Genomic DNA, 18,071 nt, shown 5'->3' with positions numbered 1-18,071 from the left:
CTCCACGCGGAGAGTCCGGCGCCCCCGAAGAGACCGCACCGTGCGAGGCGTCCGGCGTCCGCGCGGTGGTCGTGCTCGCGGGTGTCGGGCGGCCGGTCACAGCTCCCCCATGCGGCGGATCACCGGGGCGACGCGCTGGACGCCGTGGCGGTAGGCGCCGCGGGCCGCCCGGCGGACGACCTGGCGGACGGGTCCCGGGGCCCGGTCGGCCGCGGGGGCGCCGGGCAGCGGGGTGCCGTCGGGGGCGAGATGGTGGCGGGCGAGGATGCCGGGGAGGTAGCCGGGCGCGGTGACCAGCGTGTAGTAGGGGGCGAGCGGGGGCAGGCCGCCGGGCCGGGCGAGGAGGGCGGCGATGCGCGCCCGGGCCTCGTCGAAGGCGGTCTCGTAGCCGCCGTCCGCCGCCACGCCCTGCCGGGCGACCCACTCGGGGTCGGGCGCCGGGCGGTGGCCCTCGTCGAGCTGGTCCCAGGAGGCGAGGCAGCCGGAGCCCACGAAGTGGTGGTTGCCGAGCGCCTCGCGCACCCCGAGGTCGCTCAGGACGACGGTGGGGATGCGGCGGTGCAGGGATTCGAGGGCCGCCGTGGAGCTGACGGTGACCAGCAGGTCGGTGCGGTCGAGGACCTCGCCCATGTGCCCGTAGACCAGGCGGAAGTTGGCCGGCGGGTCGGCTCGCTGCACCAGCTTCTGGTAGGGCAGTTCCTCGATGTGCGTGGTGTGCTCGCCGGGCCTGGAGCGCAGCTTGAGCAGGACCTCGCGCTCGGGGTGCCGGCGGGCGTGGCGGATCAGCCGTTCGAGGAGGTACGTACGGTCCCGGCGGCTGTCGGGCACGGAGGGCTGGGCCGCGAAGACGACCGTGTAGGGGCGCTCCCCGCCGCGCTCCCCGTCCCCCTCGCCGTCCGGTTCGCCCGCGTAGGTGGCGCCGCCCAGGAAGGGCAGGGCGACCTCGGTCACGGCGGACGCGTCGGCGCCGACCCCCTCGTACACGGTGCGGAACCGGTCCGCGTCCTGGCGTGAGTTGGCGAGGACGAGGTCGGCGCCGTGCCGCAGCAGCAGGCCGTCGGCAAGCTTCTCGTAGACGACGCCGACGTAGCCCGTGACGACCGCGGGCCGGTCGGGGCGGTCCTGCCAGATCCGGGCCAGTCCGTGCAGCATCGCCTGGACGCCGCCGCCGACGAGGGCGAGGACGAGGACGTCGTACGACTCCTCGCCGTGCGCCTCGTCCATGGCGCGCAGGAACTCGACGGCGGTCACCTCGCGGAGCGAGTCCGCGTCGACGCCGACTTCCCGCAGCTGGCGGGCGGTGGGGGTGGCTCGGCCGCGCAGGAGGTAGCCGTCGAGCCGGACGTCCGCGTCGCCGAGGGTCTCGGGAGAGACGCGGGACGCGGTGAGCGCGCCCCATTTCCACCGGGTGTCGGAGTCCGCCAGTACGGCGACTCGCAGGGCCTTCGTTGCACTTGCTGGCACGTCGTAGACGCTAGGAAGGCATTTCTAGGAACCGCCCAACCGGAATCCAACAAAGGGTGAACAGAACATCGCCGAATGGGGAATCGGATCGCCCCGCCATCCTGAACAGGCGCACTTCACGGCTTCGCCACGCCTCGTTCACCGCGTGTCAAGGTTCAGGTAAAGCACGATGCCGGGCTGCCGCCTAGCGTCATTGTCGTGCCCAAGCTCTCCGTCATCGTGCCGTTCTACAACGTGCGGCAATACGCACCCGACACCCTGCGGAGTCTGCGCGCGAACGCGCGGGACGACTTCGAATTCATTCTCGTCGACGACTGCTCGTCCGACGGGACCGCGGACCTGCTCGCGCGCGCCGAGTCCGAGCTGCCGGGGGCGGTGCTGGTCAGACACGAACGCAACGGCGGCCTGGCCACCGCCCGCAACACCGGCATCGACCGGGCGCGCGGCGAGTACCTGACCTTCCTGGACGGCGACGACTGGCTGGCCCCCGGGTACTACGACCGGCTCGTGGCCGCGGTCGAGGGCCTGGGCTGCGACTTCGTGCGCACCGACCACGTCCAGTGCACGGCACGGGCGCGGCTGGTGCACCGGGTGCCGCACGGCCGCCGCAACGTGCGGCTGAACCCGCGCGACGCGATCCTGCCCGCCCACCGCTCCACCTCGGTCGACTACGCCTACGCGTGGGCCGGTGTCTACCACCGCCGGCTGGCCGAGCGCGGGCTGCTGCACTTCACCGACGGGCTGCGCACGGCCGAGGACCGGCCGTGGATCTGGAAGCTGCACCGGGAGGCGGAGTCGTTCGCGGTGACCGGGCTGCTCGGTGTCTTCTACCGGCGCGGGGTGGCGTCCTCGCTCACCCAGATCGGCGACGTCCGCCAGCTCGACTTCATCCGGGCCTTCGACGAGGTCGTGGCGGGTGCGGCCGGGGACGCCGACGCCGCGCGGCTGCTGCCGAAGGCCGTGCGCACGTACTGCGCGATCATCTCCCACCATCTCGGTTCCGTCGAAAGGTTCGAGCCTGCCGTGGCCCGCAAACTGAAGGCGATGAGCGCCGCCGCGCTGCGGCGGATGCCGCAGGACGCGCTCGACGACGTACTCGGGTCGATGGACGCCGAGCGGGCCACCCGGCTGCGCAGGCTGCGCCGCCGCGCGGGTGCGGAGGTGGCGGCGTGAGTACGCAGATCTTCATGGCGTCGACGCTGTACGGCGCGGCCACGCTGGCCGCCGCCCTGGACAGCGGCTGCTTCGACGCGGCCGACCGGCGGATCCTGCTGGTCTCCAACAACGCGGCGACGCCCGAGACGACGCCGTCCCTGGACACGATGCCGGGCTTCGAGCAGCTGCGGACGCGCTTCGACGACGTGCTGTCCTGGAACGAGACGATCTTCCCCTTCCATCCCGGCGGCTGGTCCCCGCGGGTGGAGGACGCGCCGATGTGGGAGCGGTATCTGCGGCTGGCCTGGGGGCTCGGCGACGACGAGGTGGCGCTGGCCGTGGAGTCGATCCAGGTGCACCCCGCGCTGGGCGTCGCGCAGATCTTCACGGACGCGCCGCTCACCGTCTACGCCGACGGCCTGATGAGCTACGGCCCCACCCGCAACAAGCTCGACCCGCTGGTCGGCACGCGTGTGGAGCGGCTGCTCCACCTGGACCTGGTGCCGGGGCTGAGGCCGCTGCTGCTGACCGAGTTCGAGGTCGAGGCCGAGGTCGTGCCGACGGAGGCGTTCACCAAGGTGCTGGCCGGGCTCGCGGACACCGGCGCCGGTCTGCCGGACGTGGAGCGGCCCGCGGTGCTGCTCGGGCAGTACCTGTCGGCGCTGGGCATCCTGAGTGCCGAGGAGGAGGAGAACCTGCACGTGCGGATGCTGACGGGCGCAGTGGGCCTCGGGCACACCCGCGTGGTGTTCAAGCCGCATCCCACGGCACCGGCCCGGTACACCAGCACCCTGGAGCAGGAGGCGGAGCGGCTCGGCGTGGAGCTGACCGTGGTGGACACGCCGGTCCTCGCCGAGGTGCTGTACCGGCGGATGCGCCCGGCGCTGGTGGTGGGCTGCTTCTCCACGGCCCTGGTCACCGCCTCCGCGCTGTACGGCCTGCCGGTGGCCCGGGTGGGCACCGAACTGCTCCTCGAGCGGCTGACGCCGTACGAGAACAGCAACCGGGTCCCGGTCACCATCGTCGACGCGCTGCTGCCGGAGCCGTCCGAGTCGGCCGCCGTCGCCGAGCGCCGGCCGGGCACCGGCACCGACGACCTCGCCGCGCTGGTGCGGGCCGTCGGGTTCGCGATGCAGCCCAAGATCCTGCCCGAGCTGCAGCCGGCGGCCGAGGAGTACCTGCGGGCCCACCTGGACACCGGCACCCGCCGGTACTTCAAGAAGCGCCGCCTGACCTCCCTGGGTCTGCCCGGCGGTGTCCCCTCCCAGCTGGCCTTCCTGCCGCGCAACGCGACGGCACGGCGGGTGGTGCGCACGGCCCGCGGGCTGAAGCGCCGGGTGGGGCGCCGCTGATCCCCCGCACGTCCGCGCGCCGCTGATCCCCGCACGTCCGGGCGCCGCTGCCCCCTCGCACGTCCCTCTGACCTCCGCGCCACCGATCCCGTGAGATCCCGTGAGATCCCGTGAGGCATGACATGACGCACATCGGCCGGCTCTACGACCTCCTCGACGACGTCCGCCTGCCGGACGACGCGATCCCCTACTCGCAGGTCAGCCCCTGGGAGTTGCGGTTCCTCCACCTGCTGGGCCGCCACCACCTGACCGGCGAGGGCCGGATCGTGGAGCTGGGCTCGGGCGGCGGCGGATCGACGTACGCGCTGGCGCTCGGCCTCAGGGAGAGTCCCGTCTTCGACGAGCGGACGGGGCGGCTGCACGCCTACGACTTCTTCCGGGTGGGCAAGGGCACGTTCGCCACCGAGAAGTTCTTCACCTCGGGGAGCAGGCCCGAGGGCGACGACTCCTTCCTGGAGGACTTCCGCTCCCGGCTGGAGCCGTTCCTGCCGTTCCTGGAGATACACGCCGGCGACCTGTGGCAGACCTCGGACCCGCTGGACACCAGCCCGGTGGAGTTCCTGCACGTCGACATCGCCAAGACCGCCCGGGTCTTCCGCTGTGTCAGCGAGCGGTTCCTCACCCGGCTGCGGCCCGGCTCGGTGGTGCTGCACCAGGACTTCGCCGGTCCCCGGCTGCCGTGGCTGCACCACAGCACCGGCGCGCTGCTGCCCTACGTCGAGATCGCCGGTCCGCCGATCCGCTCCACGCTCGCCTTCGAGGTGGTCCGGCCGATCCCCGAGGACGTGCTGAAGCGGATCTCCGAGGACGCCTACACCGTCGACGAGAAGCTGGCGCTGATCACCGCCGTGCAGGACCGCGTCGACCGGGACCACACGGGCGGCATCCCCTTCAAGTCGGTCCTGGAGTTCGCCAAGGCCTACGTCGCGCACTACGCGGGCGACCACCGGCGGGCCTGGTCGATCGCGAAGCCGCTGACGTCGGACGAGTACCTGAGCCGCACCCGGGCCGACCACTTCGCGCAGGTGCGGAAGGCGTACGAGCAGGACCGGGAGCAGAACGGGAGCGGTTCGCGGCTGGGGCGCCTGGTGAGGAGGGCGGTCGGCCGCTGACACGGCGCCGTCGGCCCTCCCCGGCAGCGCGGGGGCGGGCCAACGGCGCCGGCGTCAGGCGCCGAGGATCGCCCTGATGTCGGCGGCGTTGGCCTCGGTGACCTTCCACAGCTCCCGCTGGCGGTCGTGGACGTCGGCGACCGTGGCCGCGTGGTCGTCCAGGATGCCGAGGGCCCGCTCGGTGAGGACGGCGCCCAGGTTCCTGTCGTGGACGGACACGCCCCACTCGGGGCGCTCGATGTCGGCCAGGAAGTACGCCATCTTCGGGTGCGAGATCAGGCTGACGATCGGCGTGCCGACGCCGAACGGGATCATGCCGGCGTGGCCGCGCATGCCGACGACCAGGCGGGTCCTGGCGTACAGGTCGCGGATCTCGTCGTTGCCGAAGTCGTACATCGGGATGACCGGCAGCGAGATGCCGTGCTCGCGCCGCAGGTCGAAGGCGATCTTCTCGTCGTCGAGCGAGTGCGCCACGCACCGGACCTCGGTGTGCGCGCCGATGCGGCGCACGGCCTCGGCGATCTCGCCGAGGAAGTGCCCGTAGTCGTGGCCGAAGCGCAGGCCCGCGCGGTCGTAGGCCGCGTTGAGCAGGACGGTGTCCTCGCGGTCGGCCGGGTCGGTCCAGCCGGGGACCAGTTGCCGGCTGACGGTGGTGGGGCAGGGCTGGAAGCGGATCCGGTCGTGCAGGTGGGCGGGGAGCATCGCCCGGACCTTGGCGATCGAGCCGTGGTTGCGCAGCCCGAAGAAGGAGGACTTCTCCACCAGCAGGCGCAGGCTCTCGCGGAACCGGCCGGCCCGGTAGGACTGGCCGTCGAACGCGTTGAACCCGACCGCGTACACCATGATCGGCACGTCGACGGCGCGCAGGTGCTCGTCGGGGACGTTCCACTGCCAGGCGCTGTTGCCGTTGGGCATGGTGTCCGGGATGAACAGTCCGCCGCCGCCGATGACCAGGCCGCGCCGGGCGTTGACCCGTTCCACGGCCGCCTCGTCGAAGTAGCGGTGGGCGTGCACGGAGTGCCAGCGCCGGCTGCTGGTGTCCGTCCCGAAGCCGAGCCGCACGGTCTCGGGCAGCAGCTTGTCGCCGGCGTTGCCCTGCCGGTCCATGTAGAAGGCGACGTGCGCGAGCTGGTCCTCGGGGGCGCCGAGCTCCTGGGCGGGCACGGTGGCCGCGCGCTCGGCCCACAGGCGGCTGGAGCGGTGGGTGATGTCGACGGAGAGCCCGGCCGTGGCGTGCCGCAGCGCTCCGACGTTGTCGCCGTGCACCCAGGCCAGCTGGGCGAGCCGGGCGTGGGCGGTGGCGGCCCGGTTCGGCGCGGCGGTGGCGAGGAGCAGCCGGGCCCTGGCCTCGTCGTTGCGGGAGACGCTCATCAGGGCGTGGCCGAGGACCTCGTGCGGCCAGGCCTCGTCGAGCGGGATGCGCACGCCGGAGAGGATGTCGACGGCGTCCTGGTAGTCGCCGGCCGCGATGTGCGCGGCGGCCACCTTGCGGGCGTACTCGACGTTGCCGGTGCGCCTGACGTGCGGGGTGCCGAAGTGCACGAGCAGGTCGTGGTGGAGGGCGCCCGGGGAGTTCAGCCAGGCGGCGTGGAACTCGGCGTCCGGCAGGTCGAACTCGCGCCAGCGCTCCTCGGCCAGCGCGTATCCGGCCTCGCCGCCCTGCCAGGGCTTGTGCCGCCCGGTGAAGTGCAGGATCGCGGTGTCCTCGGGGACCGGCAGGTCGCCGGACAGGCGCCGCTTGACGAAGTTGTAGCGGGCGTCGAGGCGCACGAAGTCGCCGTCCAGGACGGCGTTGAGGATGCCCTGGTCGTGCTTGTCCAGCTCGTAGTCGCCGCTGCGTCCGGTGGCGTCGAGCCGGGCGCAGAACGCGTCGGACAGGTACTCGCGCTGGATGACGAGGAGCCCCGAGTTGAGCTTGTGCTGCCCGTAGAAGAACTGCGGGACGGCCGCCAGGCCTTCGCGCAGGCGCAGCAGTTCGCCGAGGTCGCCGAGGACGACCATGTCGGTGTCCAGGGTGATGACGGTGTCGTAGTCGCGGATGCGGAAGACGTCCAGGATGAAGTACGCCTTGCGGACCAGGTAGTTGTCCTGGTCGCCCTTCCGGTACGCGTCGTAGCGCCCGGTGTCGACGCGGCGCAGCACGATGCGGGGGTGCAGGGCGCGGATCTTCGCGATCGAGCCGGGGCGCAGGTCGTCGTGGAGGACGACGAAGTCCTCGCACACGCCGGGGTTGGACAGGGCGAGGCTGCGCAGCAGGGCGAGGAAGCCGGGGAGGTAGTTCTCGTCGACGTAGGAGGCGAAGGCGACGCGGCGCTTGCCGGTGAGGTCGTGGGCGGCGGTCACCGGGGCCTGGGACGCGGCGGCCGGTGCCGGGGAGGTCGTCGTCATCGCAGGGATATCCTCGTGTCGGTCACGTGCTGGGCCCGCTGCATGACCCATTCCTTCTCGCTGGTGTATTCGTGCACGGACGTGATGGCCAGCTTCATCGCCTCCGGCACGCGGTAGGCGCCGCTCTCGTAGAAGTCGAAGCCGATCAGGTCGAGCTTGGGGCTGACGTCGAGGAAGTCCAGCAGGAACAGCATGTTGAAGCCGGTGGTCGGGATGCCCGACCAGACGTCGGAGCCGAGCCTGCCGATGTTGCGGACGGGCCAGCGCAGCGACTCGTCGCCGAGGCAGTCCTGGGCGCCGGGGACGAGGCGGTTGCGCAGGGACCACTTCCAGTCGCCGGAGACCCCGCCGAAGACCAGGCGGGTGTCGACCTTCTGGTCCCAGTTGAAGGCGTGCTTGTGGATCGTGGCGTGGATGTCGGTGCGGCTGCCGGTGTGCCGCGGGTCGATCCGGTACGAGTTGAAGCGCACGACGAGGTCGTAGGCGTCGATCTCGGCGCCCAGGGAACTGGTGCCGACCCGGCCGGAGTTGGCGATCAGGCAGACGGACTTGCCGGCGATCCGGTTGCGGAACTCGCCGAGGGAGATCCAGCGCACGCCGCCGACGGTGGGGTCGGCGACGGGGCCGCGCATCCGGTTGCGGCGCTGTTCGGCGTAGAGCGCGAGGACCTCGGTGAGGGCCGGCAGGTCGTCGTCGACGGGGATGCGCAGGTCCAGGTACTGGTCGAGCAGTTCCCGCAGGTCGGTGGCGGGTGCCTGTTCCTCGGCCAGGGTCAGGAGCGCTCCCACCAGCCGTGGCTCGGCCGCCGCCCAGTCCCCGGCGTCGTGCGCGGCCAGTCCCTCGGCCCACACGTCGGTGGCCGGGCCGCGGGCGTGGTCGCGGGCGCGGGGGCACTGCCGGGCCAGCAGCGCGAGCAGTTCGCGCTCCTTGTCCGCCGCGCCGCGCAGGCCGGCGATGCGGGAGCGGACGCCGAAGCCGTCGGTGTCGGTGAGCGCGACGTACTTCTCGTACGCCTCGACGGCACCGGCCTCGTCGCCGAGCGCCTCCAGGAGCCGGGCGCGCAGCCGCCAGCCGGCGCGGGAGTTCTTCCGCTGGGCGAGGACGGTGTCGCTGATGTTCAGGGCGAGGTCCAGCTCGTCGTCGTAGCCGCACTGGAGGGCCTTGTTGGCGACGGCGAGCAGCGCGTCGAGCAGGTCGCCCGGGATGGCGGGGGCCGGGGCGGCCGAGCCCCTGACGGCGCGCTTGAGCAGGGCGGTGGCACCGGACGGGGCCGCGGCGGGCTCCTCGGTGCGGTGTGTCCCCCAGACGACGAGCAGTTTGCGCAGTTCCTCGGCGAGTTCCGCGCGGCGCCGGTCGAGGCTGCCCACGAGCTTGCCGCTGTGCACCGCGCAGGCGCGCAGGCAGGTGTCCAGCTCACCCCCGGGCGCACGTCTGTTCTGGACCCTCGTCATGCCACTCCTGGTCTTCTTCTTCGTCTTTTTTTCGCTTCTTTGCCACAGCGGTTTCGCCGGCTGCGGGATGAGGGGATGCCGGGCGAATTTAGAAAGCAATAACGACGCAGAGGTGAACGGCCCGGGTCCAGGGGGCGAATCGTTGCCGCATCGAACAATCTCGTGTGTGAATCGGACTGACGTACTGGTTACCGTGCTCCGGTACCTCACAGCGGAGTCACCGCTGCCAGAGATCCGCCCAGCCGTCAGACATCCGCCTAGGAGAATTCCGTGACCAGCGCGCCCGTCCGACCGGTGGCCGAGGGGGCGCCCGCGCCGGACTCCGCGCCGGCGCCCACTTCAAAATCCGCTCCCCCGCCGCGCCGGGTGTCCCGGCTGCGCGCCCTGGACGGGCTGCGGCTGCTGGCGGCGCTGATGGTGGCCGCGTACCACTACGGGGGACGCGGCGGCGAGGTCACCGGAGCCTGGGGGTCGTCGGCCGAGGTCCAGTTCCCCACGCTGCACACGCTGTTCGCGTACGGCTGCCTGGGTGTCCAGGTGTTCTTCGTGATCAGTGGCTTCGTCATCTGCATGAGCGGGTGGGGGCGGTCCCTGCGGTCCTTCTTCGCCTCCCGCGCCGCCCGCCTGCTGCCGGCCTACTGGGCCGCGGTGATCCTGGTGACGCTCGTGTTCGCCCTGCCGTCGGTCGCCTACGCGACGGTGTCGCCGAGCGACGGCCTGGCGAACCTGACGCTGCTGCACGAGTCCACCGGCGCGGACCGCGTCCTCGGCGTGGACTGGACGCTGTGGGTGGAGATCCGCTTCTACGCCCTCTTCGCCCTCTGCGTCGTCCTGCCGGGCGCGACCCGGCAGCGGGTGATCCTCTTCTGCGCCTGCTGGACGCTGGCCGCGGTGATCGCCCAGGCGGCGGACGAGCCGCTGCTCAAGCTGACCCTGATGCCCGAGTACGCCCCGTACTTCATCGGCGGCATCGGCCTGTACCTGGTGCACCGGGACCGGCGCGACGTGTACGCCTGGGGCATCGTCGCCGTGAGCTGGCTGCTCGGGCAGCACGCCACCGTGCAGAGCCTGTGGCGCCCTCCGTCCCCGGACGCCTTCGCCAACCGCTCGTCCGTCGGCATCATCCTCGTCGTCACCCTGGGCTTCGCCCTGGTCGCCGTCATCGCGCTCGGCTGGCTGCACTGGGCGAACTGGCGCTGGCTGACGGTCGCGGGCGCGCTGACCTACCCCTTCTACCTCGTCCACGAGCACCTGGGCTGGGTCGTCATCGAGGCGCTCCACCAGGACCTGGGCATCCCCTCGTACGCCACGTTCCTGCTGACCGTCGTGGCGATGCTCGCGCTGGCCTGGCTGCTGAACCGGTACGTCGAGGACACGCTGACCCCGCGGCTGCGGACCGCGCTGTCCAGACCGCGCTGAGCCACGGGGCCGGCGCGCGGCCGTTCCGGCATCGGCCCCCGCGCGGCCCGCCTCCGTCGGCGCGACGCACCACGTCCGGCTCCACCAGGTGCAACTCCACGTTCGGCTCCACCACGTTCGGCTCCACAACGGATTCTCCACAACGGATCGAGGTCCCTGGACATGAACAGCCGTGCCCTTCTCCGCAGTTCGGCCTCCCGGCGGCTGCTGCGCCCGGTGGCCGACCTGATCGACCAGCGCATCGAACGGCAGGTCAGGTCGGCGATCCGGCGCGCGTCCGGCCCGGCGGCGGGCGGCGGGGACACCGAGCGGCTGGCCCGCGAGGTCGACCGGCTCAGGGAGCGCCAGCTCTCCTTCGAACTGCTCGTCGGCCCGCAGGGGCGCCGCAACTCCCGCATCCTGGCGGGCGGCGCGCTGGAGCGGCTCTACGGCGAGGTCGCGGCCCTGGCGGACGACCGCGCCGCGGCGGAGCGCAACGTCGCCGCCGCCTACCGGCTGCTGGTCGCGCTGGAGTCCCTGGGTGTCGGGCGGATCGCGGGCGGCACCATGAACATCTGCGGCAAGCTCGCCACGGTCCCGCTGCTCGACCCGCCGAACGACGACGTCCTGGAGATCGGCACGCTGTACGGCCTGTTCTCCGCCGGACTGCTGCGGATGATGGAGCGCGACGGCCGCAGCCCCGGCCTGACGATCGTCGACCCCTTCGCCGGCATCCAGCTCCAGCCGGGCACCGGCCAGGCCGCCGACCCCACCGGAGCCCCGGTCGACGAGCACGCCGTACGCACCAACCTCGGCCTGGCCGGTGCGGCCGGTGCGGCGGCACGGATCCAGCGGGGCTACTCCGAGGACCCGGAGACCCGTGCGGCCGTCTCGGACCGGCGCTACGGAGTGATCGTCGTGGACGGCGACCACTCGGCCAAGGGTGTCGCGCAGGACCTGGAGTGGGCCGAGGAGATCGCCGCGCCCGGCGCGATCGTGGTCCTGGACGACTACGGGGACCCGCAGTGGCCGGGGATCAAGGAAGCCATGGACGACCACCTGAAGGGTGAGAGCCGCTTCAGGTATCTGGGGAGGACGGCCCGCTCGGCCTACCTCCGGGCCTCCTGACCCGGGTGCGGGAACGCCCCGGAGCCGGGCCGTCTCCGGGTCCGGCAGGGGCGTGTGGGCACAGCCGGCAGGGACGTGCGGGCACAGTCGGCAGGGGCGTGTGGGCACAGTGGGTGACGGCGTTAACCCGTTGAGCGATTTCTGGGATCTTCCGCCCATAAGATTGTGCGGAAAGGCTGATTCCAAGCGGTCGCGGGTGCATCCTCTTCCCCATGGCGACTGCTCAAGAGACGCACAAGTACCCCGGCGAGCTGAACGACGTCCCGGGCTGGTTCTGGCCGCTCGACCAGATGCTGTTCTCCTGGTTCCTGGAACGCCAGGAACGGCTGGACACCCACGGAGACCTGCTGGAGCTGGGCGCCTACCTGGGCAAGAGCGCCATCCTGCTGGGAGACCGGCTGCGGGACGACGAGAAGCTCACCGTCTGCGACCTGTTCGGGGCGGAGCCGCCGGACGACGCCAACCGGGCGGAGGCCGCGAAGTCGTACGCGTCGCTGACCCGGCAGGCCTTCGAGCGCAACTACCTCTCCTTCCACGAGAGCCTGCCGACGGTCATCCAGGCGCCGAGTTCCGCGGTCCTCGACGAGGTCGCCCCCGGCTCCTGCCGCTTCGTCCACGTCGACGCCTCGCACCTGTACGAGCACGTCGAGGGCGACATCGGCGCCGCGGAGAAGCTGCTGGTGTCCGAGGGGATCGTCGTCCTCGACGACTTCCGCAGCGAGCACACGCCGGGCGTGGCGGTCGCCGCCTGGGAGGCGGTGCTCAACCGCGGGCTGCGCCCGGTCTGTCTGAGCAGCCAGAAGCTCTACGCCACCTGGGGCGATCCCGAGCCGGTCCAGGAGGAGCTGCTGGCCGCCCTGGGCGAGCGCGAGGACATCGCGGTGACCGTGGAGCAGGCGGCGGGGCACCGGCTGGTGCGGACCCGCGCGCGGGTCAAACGGCTGTCGCCGGCGCCCTCGCTCCCCGCCTCCCGGCACCCCGCGCCCGCTCCGGAACCCGCGCCGAAGCCCGCGCCCGCACCGGCGGCGCCCGCGGCGAGCCGCCCGGGCACCGCGGGCACGGCGGGCCGGACCGCGTCCCGGCCGCCGAAGCCGCGCTCGCTCCCCCGCCGGGTCGCGATCGACCTGCTGCCGCCGGTCGTCACCCGCACGGTGCGCCGGTATCTGGCGGCGCAGCGGGCCAGGGCGGCCGGGCCCGGCAAGGCGGCGGGGGCCGCTCAGTCGAGGCCGTAGGTGGCCGCGACGCCCTCGACCACCAGGGCCAGCGACTCCTCGAAGTGCTTCTCGTAGTCCGTGAAGATCTCCGCGCCCGCCGCGGCCGACAGGGGGTAGTCGGCCAGCAGGCGGGCGCGTTCGTCCACGTCGAAGCCCTCCCGGCGCTCCCCGGGCAGAGGCTCGACACCTTGCTCCTCGGTGACGAAGCCGAGCGTGAACATGTACGTCGTCGTGGCCGCCCGCACCGCTTGGGCGAGGGTGAGCCCGGTGGCGACGAGCAGCCGCAGCGTCTCCTCCATGTGCTGGGCGTGCACCGCGCCGGTGAAGCGTGAACCGCTGAACACCTTGGCGCCGTCCCGGTAGCCCAGCAGCGACGCCCGCAGGCCGCGGTTGACGGTGAGCAGCCGCTCCCGCCAGGTGTCGGCCGGGTCGAGCGGGGTCCCGGCGACCATCCGCCGGTACATCTCGGTGGCCATCTCGTCGAGCAGGGCCTGCTTGTCCTTGAAGTGCCAGTAGAGGGCGGGCGCCTTGACGTCCAGCTCCCTGGCGATGGCGCGCAGGGTCAGGCCGTCGAGGCCCACCTCGTTCAGCAGCTTCAGCGCCGTGTCCGCGACCCGTCGGCGGTCGAGGGGGGCGCGTCGTTCCGTACTCACGCTTGACAGCTTAACGCCGTTAAGGCCATCCTCGGACCCAAGCGGCACTTAACGACGTTAAGGAGATACGCATGAACACGGATGTTCTGGTCGTCGGCGCGGGCCCCACCGGCCTCACGCTCGGAATCGACCTGGCCCGGCGCGGTGTGGACGCACTGATCCTGGAGCGCGCGGACGAACTGTTCCCCGGCTCACGGGGCAAGGGCTTCCAGCCCCGCACGATGGAGGTGTTCGACGACCTCGGGGTCCTCGACGCGATCCACGCGGCGGGCGGCACCTACCCGGTCTGCATGATCTGGCGGAACGGCGAGCGGGTCGGCGAGCAGCACCTGTTCGGCCCGGCGCTGACGCCCAGCGAGGACTCGCCGTACAACAGGCAGTGGATGGTGCCGCAGTGGCGGACGCAGGAGATCCTGGCGGCGCGGCTGGCCGAACTGGGCGGCGAGGTCGCCTTCGGCCAGGAGGTCGCCGGTCTCGACCAGGACGCGGACGGTGTCACCGCGCACCTCTCCTCGGGCGGCACGGTGCGCGCCCGCTACCTGGTCGCCGCCGACGGCGGCCGCTCGGCCGTGCGCCGCGCGCTGGGCATCGGCATGACCGGCGAGACCGTCGACCCGCACCCGATGCTGGTCGCGGACGTCCGGGTCGCCGGTCTCGACCGGGACAACTGGCACGTCTTCCCGCCCGCCGGCGGTGTCGGCCTGCTCACCCTCTGCCCGCTGGCCGGCACCGAGGACTTCCAGCTGATCGCGCAGTTCCTGGACGAGGACGCGGAGGTCGACCTCAGCCCGGACGCCGTCCGCAAGGTCGTCGCGGAACGCTCGCACCTCGCCGCCGAGAACGTGACCGAGGTGCGCTGGGCCACGGACTTCCGTCCGCGCGCCGCCCTGGCCGACCGCTTCCGCGCGGGCCGGGTCTTCATCGCGGGGGACGCGGCGCACGTGCACTCACCGGCGGGCGGCCAGGGCCTGAACACCAGCGTCCAGGACGCCTACAACCTGGGCTGGAAGCTGGGCACGGTCCTGGCGGGCGACGCCCCGGCCGCGCTCCTGGACAGCTACGAGGAGGAACGGCGCCCGGTCGCAGCGCAGATGATCGAGCTGTCGACCGACGTCCACCACGGCAAGGTGCAGCGCGGCGGGGCGACCCGGCAGATGGGGCTCGGGTACCGGGAGTCGCCGCTGACGGTGGAGACACGGGCGTCGGTCGCGGAGGGCGCGGTACGGGCCGGGGACCGGGCCCCCGACGGCCGGGTGGGCGGCGTACGGCTCTTCGACGCCTTCCGGGGGCCGCACTGGACCCTGCTGGCCCTGGGCGCCGACGCGCCCGCCGGCGTGGGCGCGGCGGTGCGGGTGGTGCACGGACAGGCGCACGGGGCGTACGGCGCGGGGCTGTTCCTCGTACGGCCGGACGGGTACGTGGGGTGGGCCGGGGACACGCCGGACGGGCTGGCGGCCTACCTGGGCCGGTTCGGGCTGACCGGCTGACGGGCCGTACGCCTCCCGCCCCCGGCCCCCGTCCCTCCGGGGCGGCGCCCCGGCCCGGCGCCCCGGCGCCCGGCGGCCGGGGCCGTGCCGTCAGAAGACGTCCGAGGGCACATAGGCGCCCCAGACCTCGCGCAGGGTGTTGCAGACCTCGCCGACGGTGGCGCGGGCGCGCAGGGCGTCCTTCATGGGGTAGAGGACGTTGTCGTCGCCCTCGGCGGCCTTCTTCAGGGCCGTCAGGGCGGAGTCCACGGCCTGCTGGTCGCGTTCCGCGCGGAGCCCGGCCAGGCGTTCGGCCTGCTGGGCCTCGATGGCCGGGTCGACGCGCAGCGGCTCGTAGGGCTCCTCCTCGTCGAGCTGGAAGCGGTTGACCCCGACCACGACCCGCTCGCCCGAGTCCGTCTCCTGCGCGATGCGGTACGCCGAACGCTCGATCTCGTTCTTCTGGAACCCGTGCTCGATGGCGCTGACCGCGCCGCCCAGGTCCTCGACCTTGCCCATCAGCTCCAGCGCCGCCGCCTCGACGTCGTCGGTCATCCGTTCCACCACGTACGACCCGGCGAACGGGTCGACCGTCGCCGTCACGTCCGTCTCGTACGCCAGCACCTGCTGCGTCCGCAGCGCCAGCCGCGCGCTCTTGTCGGTGGGCAGCGCGATCGCCTCGTCGAAGGAGTTCGTGTGCAGGGACTGCGTGCCGCCCAGAACCGCGCCCAGCCCCTGCACGGCCACCCGCACCAGGTTGACCTCGGGCTGCTGGGCGGTCAGCTGCACGCCGGCGGTCTGGGTGTGGAAGCGCAGCATCAGCGACTTGGGGTTCTCGGCGCCGAACTCCTCCTTCATCACCCGCGCCCAGATCCTGCGGGCCGCACGGAACTTGGCGACCTCCTCCAGGATCGTCGTACGCGCCACGAAGAAGAAGGAGAGGCGCGGCGCGAAGTCGTCCACGTCCATGCCGGCCGCGACCGCCGTGCGCACGTACTCGATGCCGTCCGCGAGCGTGAAGGCGATCTCCTGCGCGGGAGAGGCACCCGCCTCGGCCATGTGGTAGCCGGAGATGGAGATGGTGTTCCACTTCGGGATCTCGGCCCGGCAGTACTTGAAGATGTCCGCGATCAGCCGGAGCGAGGGCTTCGGCGGGAAGATGTACGTCCCCCGCGCGATGTACTCCTTCAGCACGTCGTTCTGGATCGTGCCGGTGAGCTTGTCGGCGCCCACGCCCTGCTCCTCGGCGACCAGTTGGTAGAGCAGGAGCAGCAGCGCGGCGGGTGCGTTGATCGTCATCGACGTCGAGACCTTGTCCAGCGGAATCCCGCCGAACAGCACCCGCATGTCGTCGATCGAGTCGATCGCCACACCCACCTTGCCGACCTCGCCCGACGCGATCGGCGCGTCGGAGTCGTGCCCCATCTGGGTCGGCAGGTCGAACGCGACCGACAACCCCATCGTCCCGTTCGCGATCAGCTGCTTGTACCGGGCGTTGGACTCCGTCGCCGTGCCAAAACCCGCGTACTGACGCATCGTCCACGGCCGGCCCGTGTACATCGACGGATACACACCCCGCGTGTACGGGTACGCCCCCGGCTCCCCCAGCTTCTCCGCCGGGTCCCAGTCGCCCAGGGCCTCGGGCCCGTAGACCGGTTCGATGGGCAGCCCGGACTCGGACTCGCGCGTCATGGTGTGATGCCTCCCGCTGAGTACTGCTCGAAGCTACCCGTCTGCCTGCCCGCAGTGCGGGCCGATTCTTCAACGGACTGTATCCGCGCGCCTGCACCCGGTGGAGCAGCCCGCGCTGGGACCTTGCTCACAAGCTCCCTGCGGTCCCGCTCACAACCATGCCGTGCCGTTCGTACGGCGTCGTCCGCGGGGAACATCTCAGGGGACATCCGTGCAAGGCCGTGAGAGGGCGGGGGGCCGTGATGCGTATGAGGGGCATGGGGCACAGGAGCATGGGGAACAGGGGCACGGGGAACACCGGACGGGCGGTCGTCCTCGCCCTGGGGGCCGCGCTGGTGGTGGGCGGCTGCACCGTGCAGGGCACCGGCGTGGACGGCAAGGGGCGCACGCCGGTGCACATAGACGTCTCCGGCGCCCCGTCCGAGCACCGCCCGGCCGACCGCGGGCCGTCGAGCGCCCCGCCGCCGGTCCGTTCGCAGGCGAGAGTGCTGTGGAAGGGCGGCGACACCGGCCGGGACGTGCGCGAACTCCAGGCGCGGCTGCGTCAGGTCGAGTGGCTCGACGACGGGCCCACCGGGACGTACGACGACCTGACCGAGCAGGCGGTGAGCGGCTTCCAGGGCAAGCGCGGGCTGCCGAGGACCGGCAGTACGGACACGGCGACCTGGCAGCGACTGCTGGACATGACACACGAACCGGGCAAGTGGGAGCTGTACCTGATGGGCGGGCAGCCGGCCGCCGCGCCCGACCCGCGCTGTCTGACCGGACGGGTGCTGTGCATCAGCAAGACCAGCCGGACCCTGCGCTGGATGGTCGACGGCCGGACCGTGTCGACGACGGCGGTGCGTTTCGGCTCGCAGCACACGCCCACCCGCGAGGGCGTCTTCGAGGTCTACTGGAAGTCCCGCAACCACTGGTCGACGCTCTACGACTCGGCCATGCCCTACGCCATGTTCTTCAGCGGCGGCCAGGCCGTGCACTACTCCTACGACTTCGCGGCCCACGGCTACGCGGGCGCCTCGCACGGCTGCGTCAACGTACGGGACGAGGGCGCGATCGCGGACCTGTACGCGCAGGTGCGGAACGGCGACAAGGTCGTCGTGTACCAGTGACGTCGTGCACGAGTCAGGTCGTGTACGAGTGAGGTCGTGTACGAGTGAGGTCGTGGACCCGGTGGGAGCGGGTACGGCGCTCGGGGGCGCGGGCGGGACCGGGGGAACGTGTCCCGCCCGCGCCGAGGTGCACGAGCCGTAGGTACGGGGGGAACCCCGGCTCGGTGCGGAAGCCGATGACCAGTCGGCTCACTCATTACTGCGCGCGGGCGGCCGAAAGTGTCACACCTGCGGCGGATGGTTCTTCGGAGCGCACGAAGCCGCAGGTCAGGGGGTGTCCGTGACGCCGGTGCCGCCGGTGGCACCGGTGCTGTCGGCGGTGGCCGTGGCGTGCGGCGCGTATGCGGGTTGCGAGTGAGGGGCGTGACGGGAGTGGCGTGGGTGGTGCGGGTGGTCCGGGTGGTCCGGGTGCTCCGGGTGCTCCGGGTGCTCCGGGTGCTCCGGGTGCTGAGGATGGTGGGAGGGCTGGTGGGGGTGGCGTACGGG

General features: G+C 72.3%; 13 protein-coding genes. 8 read left to right on the top strand and 5 right to left on the bottom strand.

The window, feature by feature from the left end:
• Positions 1 to 96 precede the first annotated feature (96 nt).
• Complete coding sequence (locus HZS56_RS21575) at positions 97 to 1,464, bottom strand: DUF6716 putative glycosyltransferase (protein ID WP_216722403.1); 1,368 nt, start codon at positions 1,462 to 1,464, stop codon at positions 97 to 99.
• A gap of 198 nt (positions 1,465 to 1,662) precedes the next feature.
• Between HZS56_RS21575 and HZS56_RS21570 the strand changes: the two genes are divergently transcribed.
• From HZS56_RS21570 to HZS56_RS21560, 3 genes are all read left to right on the top strand, one after another.
• Positions 1,663 to 2,637, top strand: coding sequence for a glycosyltransferase family 2 protein (locus HZS56_RS21570; RefSeq protein ID WP_216722402.1), 975 nt, complete (start codon positions 1,663 to 1,665; stop codon positions 2,635 to 2,637).
• Positions 2,634 to 3,971 (top strand): polysialyltransferase family glycosyltransferase, encoded by a 1,338-nt coding sequence (locus HZS56_RS21565; RefSeq protein ID WP_216722401.1) that lies wholly within the window; start codon positions 2,634 to 2,636, stop codon positions 3,969 to 3,971. The genes HZS56_RS21570 and HZS56_RS21565 overlap by 4 nt, the downstream gene beginning before the upstream one ends.
• 122 nt (positions 3,972 to 4,093) lie before the next feature.
• Entirely contained in the window at positions 4,094 to 5,083 is a 990-nt protein-coding gene (locus tag HZS56_RS21560; protein WP_216722400.1) for a class I SAM-dependent methyltransferase, read from the top strand.
• A gap of 54 nt (positions 5,084 to 5,137) precedes the next feature.
• Here the strand turns inward: HZS56_RS21560 and HZS56_RS21555 are convergent, their stop codons facing one another.
• Both HZS56_RS21555 and HZS56_RS21550 read right to left on the bottom strand, forming a co-directional pair.
• Complete coding sequence (locus HZS56_RS21555) at positions 5,138 to 7,471, bottom strand: glycosyltransferase (RefSeq protein WP_216722399.1); 2,334 nt, start codon at positions 7,469 to 7,471, stop codon at positions 5,138 to 5,140.
• A complete protein-coding gene (locus HZS56_RS21550) occupies positions 7,468 to 8,922 on the bottom strand; it encodes a glycosyltransferase family 29 protein (RefSeq protein ID WP_216722398.1) in 1,455 nt (484 codons plus the stop codon). The genes HZS56_RS21555 and HZS56_RS21550 overlap by 4 nt, the downstream gene beginning before the upstream one ends.
• A 294-nt stretch (positions 8,923 to 9,216) precedes the next feature.
• Between HZS56_RS21550 and HZS56_RS21545 the strand changes: the two genes are divergently transcribed.
• The 3 genes from HZS56_RS21545 to HZS56_RS21535 all read left to right on the top strand — a co-directional run bounded on the left by HZS56_RS21545 (position 9,217) and on the right by HZS56_RS21535 (position 12,680).
• Entirely contained in the window at positions 9,217 to 10,341 is a 1,125-nt protein-coding gene (locus tag HZS56_RS21545) for an acyltransferase family protein (RefSeq protein WP_374201192.1), read from the top strand.
• Positions 10,342 to 10,503: 162 nt separating this feature from the next.
• Complete coding sequence (locus tag HZS56_RS21540; protein WP_216722396.1) at positions 10,504 to 11,448, top strand: class I SAM-dependent methyltransferase; 945 nt, start codon at positions 10,504 to 10,506, stop codon at positions 11,446 to 11,448.
• Positions 11,449 to 11,660: 212 nt separating this feature from the next.
• Complete coding sequence (locus tag HZS56_RS21535; RefSeq protein ID WP_216722395.1) at positions 11,661 to 12,680, top strand: class I SAM-dependent methyltransferase; 1,020 nt, start codon at positions 11,661 to 11,663, stop codon at positions 12,678 to 12,680.
• Here the strand turns inward: HZS56_RS21535 and HZS56_RS21530 are convergent.
• On the bottom strand, positions 12,665 to 13,315 hold the full coding sequence (locus HZS56_RS21530) for a TetR/AcrR family transcriptional regulator (RefSeq protein ID WP_216722394.1): 651 nt from the start codon (positions 13,313 to 13,315) through the stop codon (positions 12,665 to 12,667). The genes HZS56_RS21535 and HZS56_RS21530 overlap by 16 nt on opposite strands.
• A gap of 71 nt (positions 13,316 to 13,386) precedes the next feature.
• On the opposite strand from HZS56_RS21530, the gene HZS56_RS21525 reads away from it, so the two are divergent.
• Complete coding sequence (locus HZS56_RS21525; RefSeq protein ID WP_216722393.1) at positions 13,387 to 14,802, top strand: FAD-dependent oxidoreductase; 1,416 nt, start codon at positions 13,387 to 13,389, stop codon at positions 14,800 to 14,802.
• Positions 14,803 to 14,892: 90 nt separating this feature from the next.
• Here HZS56_RS21525 and HZS56_RS21520 read toward each other — a convergent pair whose 3' ends face one another.
• Positions 14,893 to 16,473, bottom strand: coding sequence for an acyl-CoA mutase large subunit family protein (locus HZS56_RS21520; RefSeq protein WP_216722392.1), 1,581 nt, complete (start codon positions 16,471 to 16,473; stop codon positions 14,893 to 14,895).
• A 272-nt stretch (positions 16,474 to 16,745) separates the two neighbouring features.
• On the opposite strand from HZS56_RS21520, the gene HZS56_RS21515 reads away from it, so the two are divergent.
• Positions 16,746 to 17,585: a L,D-transpeptidase family protein gene (locus tag HZS56_RS21515; protein ID WP_216722391.1), complete on the top strand. Its 840-nt coding sequence runs from the start codon at positions 16,746 to 16,748 to the stop codon at positions 17,583 to 17,585.
• Positions 17,586 to 18,071: the final 486 nt, after the last annotated feature.

The organism is Streptomyces mayonensis (genome assembly GCF_018982965.1).
Taxonomy (GTDB): Bacteria; Actinomycetota; Actinomycetes; order Streptomycetales; family Streptomycetaceae; genus Streptomyces; species Streptomyces mayonensis.
The sequence above is the reverse complement of the archived record's forward strand: the minus strand, read 5'-3'. Positions and strand labels throughout refer to the sequence as shown.

Coding starts and splice junctions, on each gene's coding strand:
- HZS56_RS21560 (WP_216722400.1), top strand. CDS start 4,094: ATGACGCACATCGGCCGGCTCTACGACCTCCTCGACGACGTCCGCCTG.
- HZS56_RS21555 (WP_216722399.1), bottom strand. CDS start 7,471: ATGACGACGACCTCCCCGGCACCGGCCGCCGCGTCCCAGGCCCCGGTG.
- HZS56_RS21550 (WP_216722398.1), bottom strand. CDS start 8,922: ATGACGAGGGTCCAGAACAGACGTGCGCCCGGGGGTGAGCTGGACACC.
- HZS56_RS21540 (WP_216722396.1), top strand. CDS start 10,504: ATGAACAGCCGTGCCCTTCTCCGCAGTTCGGCCTCCCGGCGGCTGCTG.
- HZS56_RS21535 (WP_216722395.1), top strand. CDS start 11,661: ATGGCGACTGCTCAAGAGACGCACAAGTACCCCGGCGAGCTGAACGAC.
- HZS56_RS21525 (WP_216722393.1), top strand. CDS start 13,387: ATGAACACGGATGTTCTGGTCGTCGGCGCGGGCCCCACCGGCCTCACG.
- HZS56_RS21520 (WP_216722392.1), bottom strand. CDS start 16,473: ATGACGCGCGAGTCCGAGTCCGGGCTGCCCATCGAACCGGTCTACGGG.
- HZS56_RS21515 (WP_216722391.1), top strand. CDS start 16,746: ATGGGGAACAGGGGCACGGGGAACACCGGACGGGCGGTCGTCCTCGCC.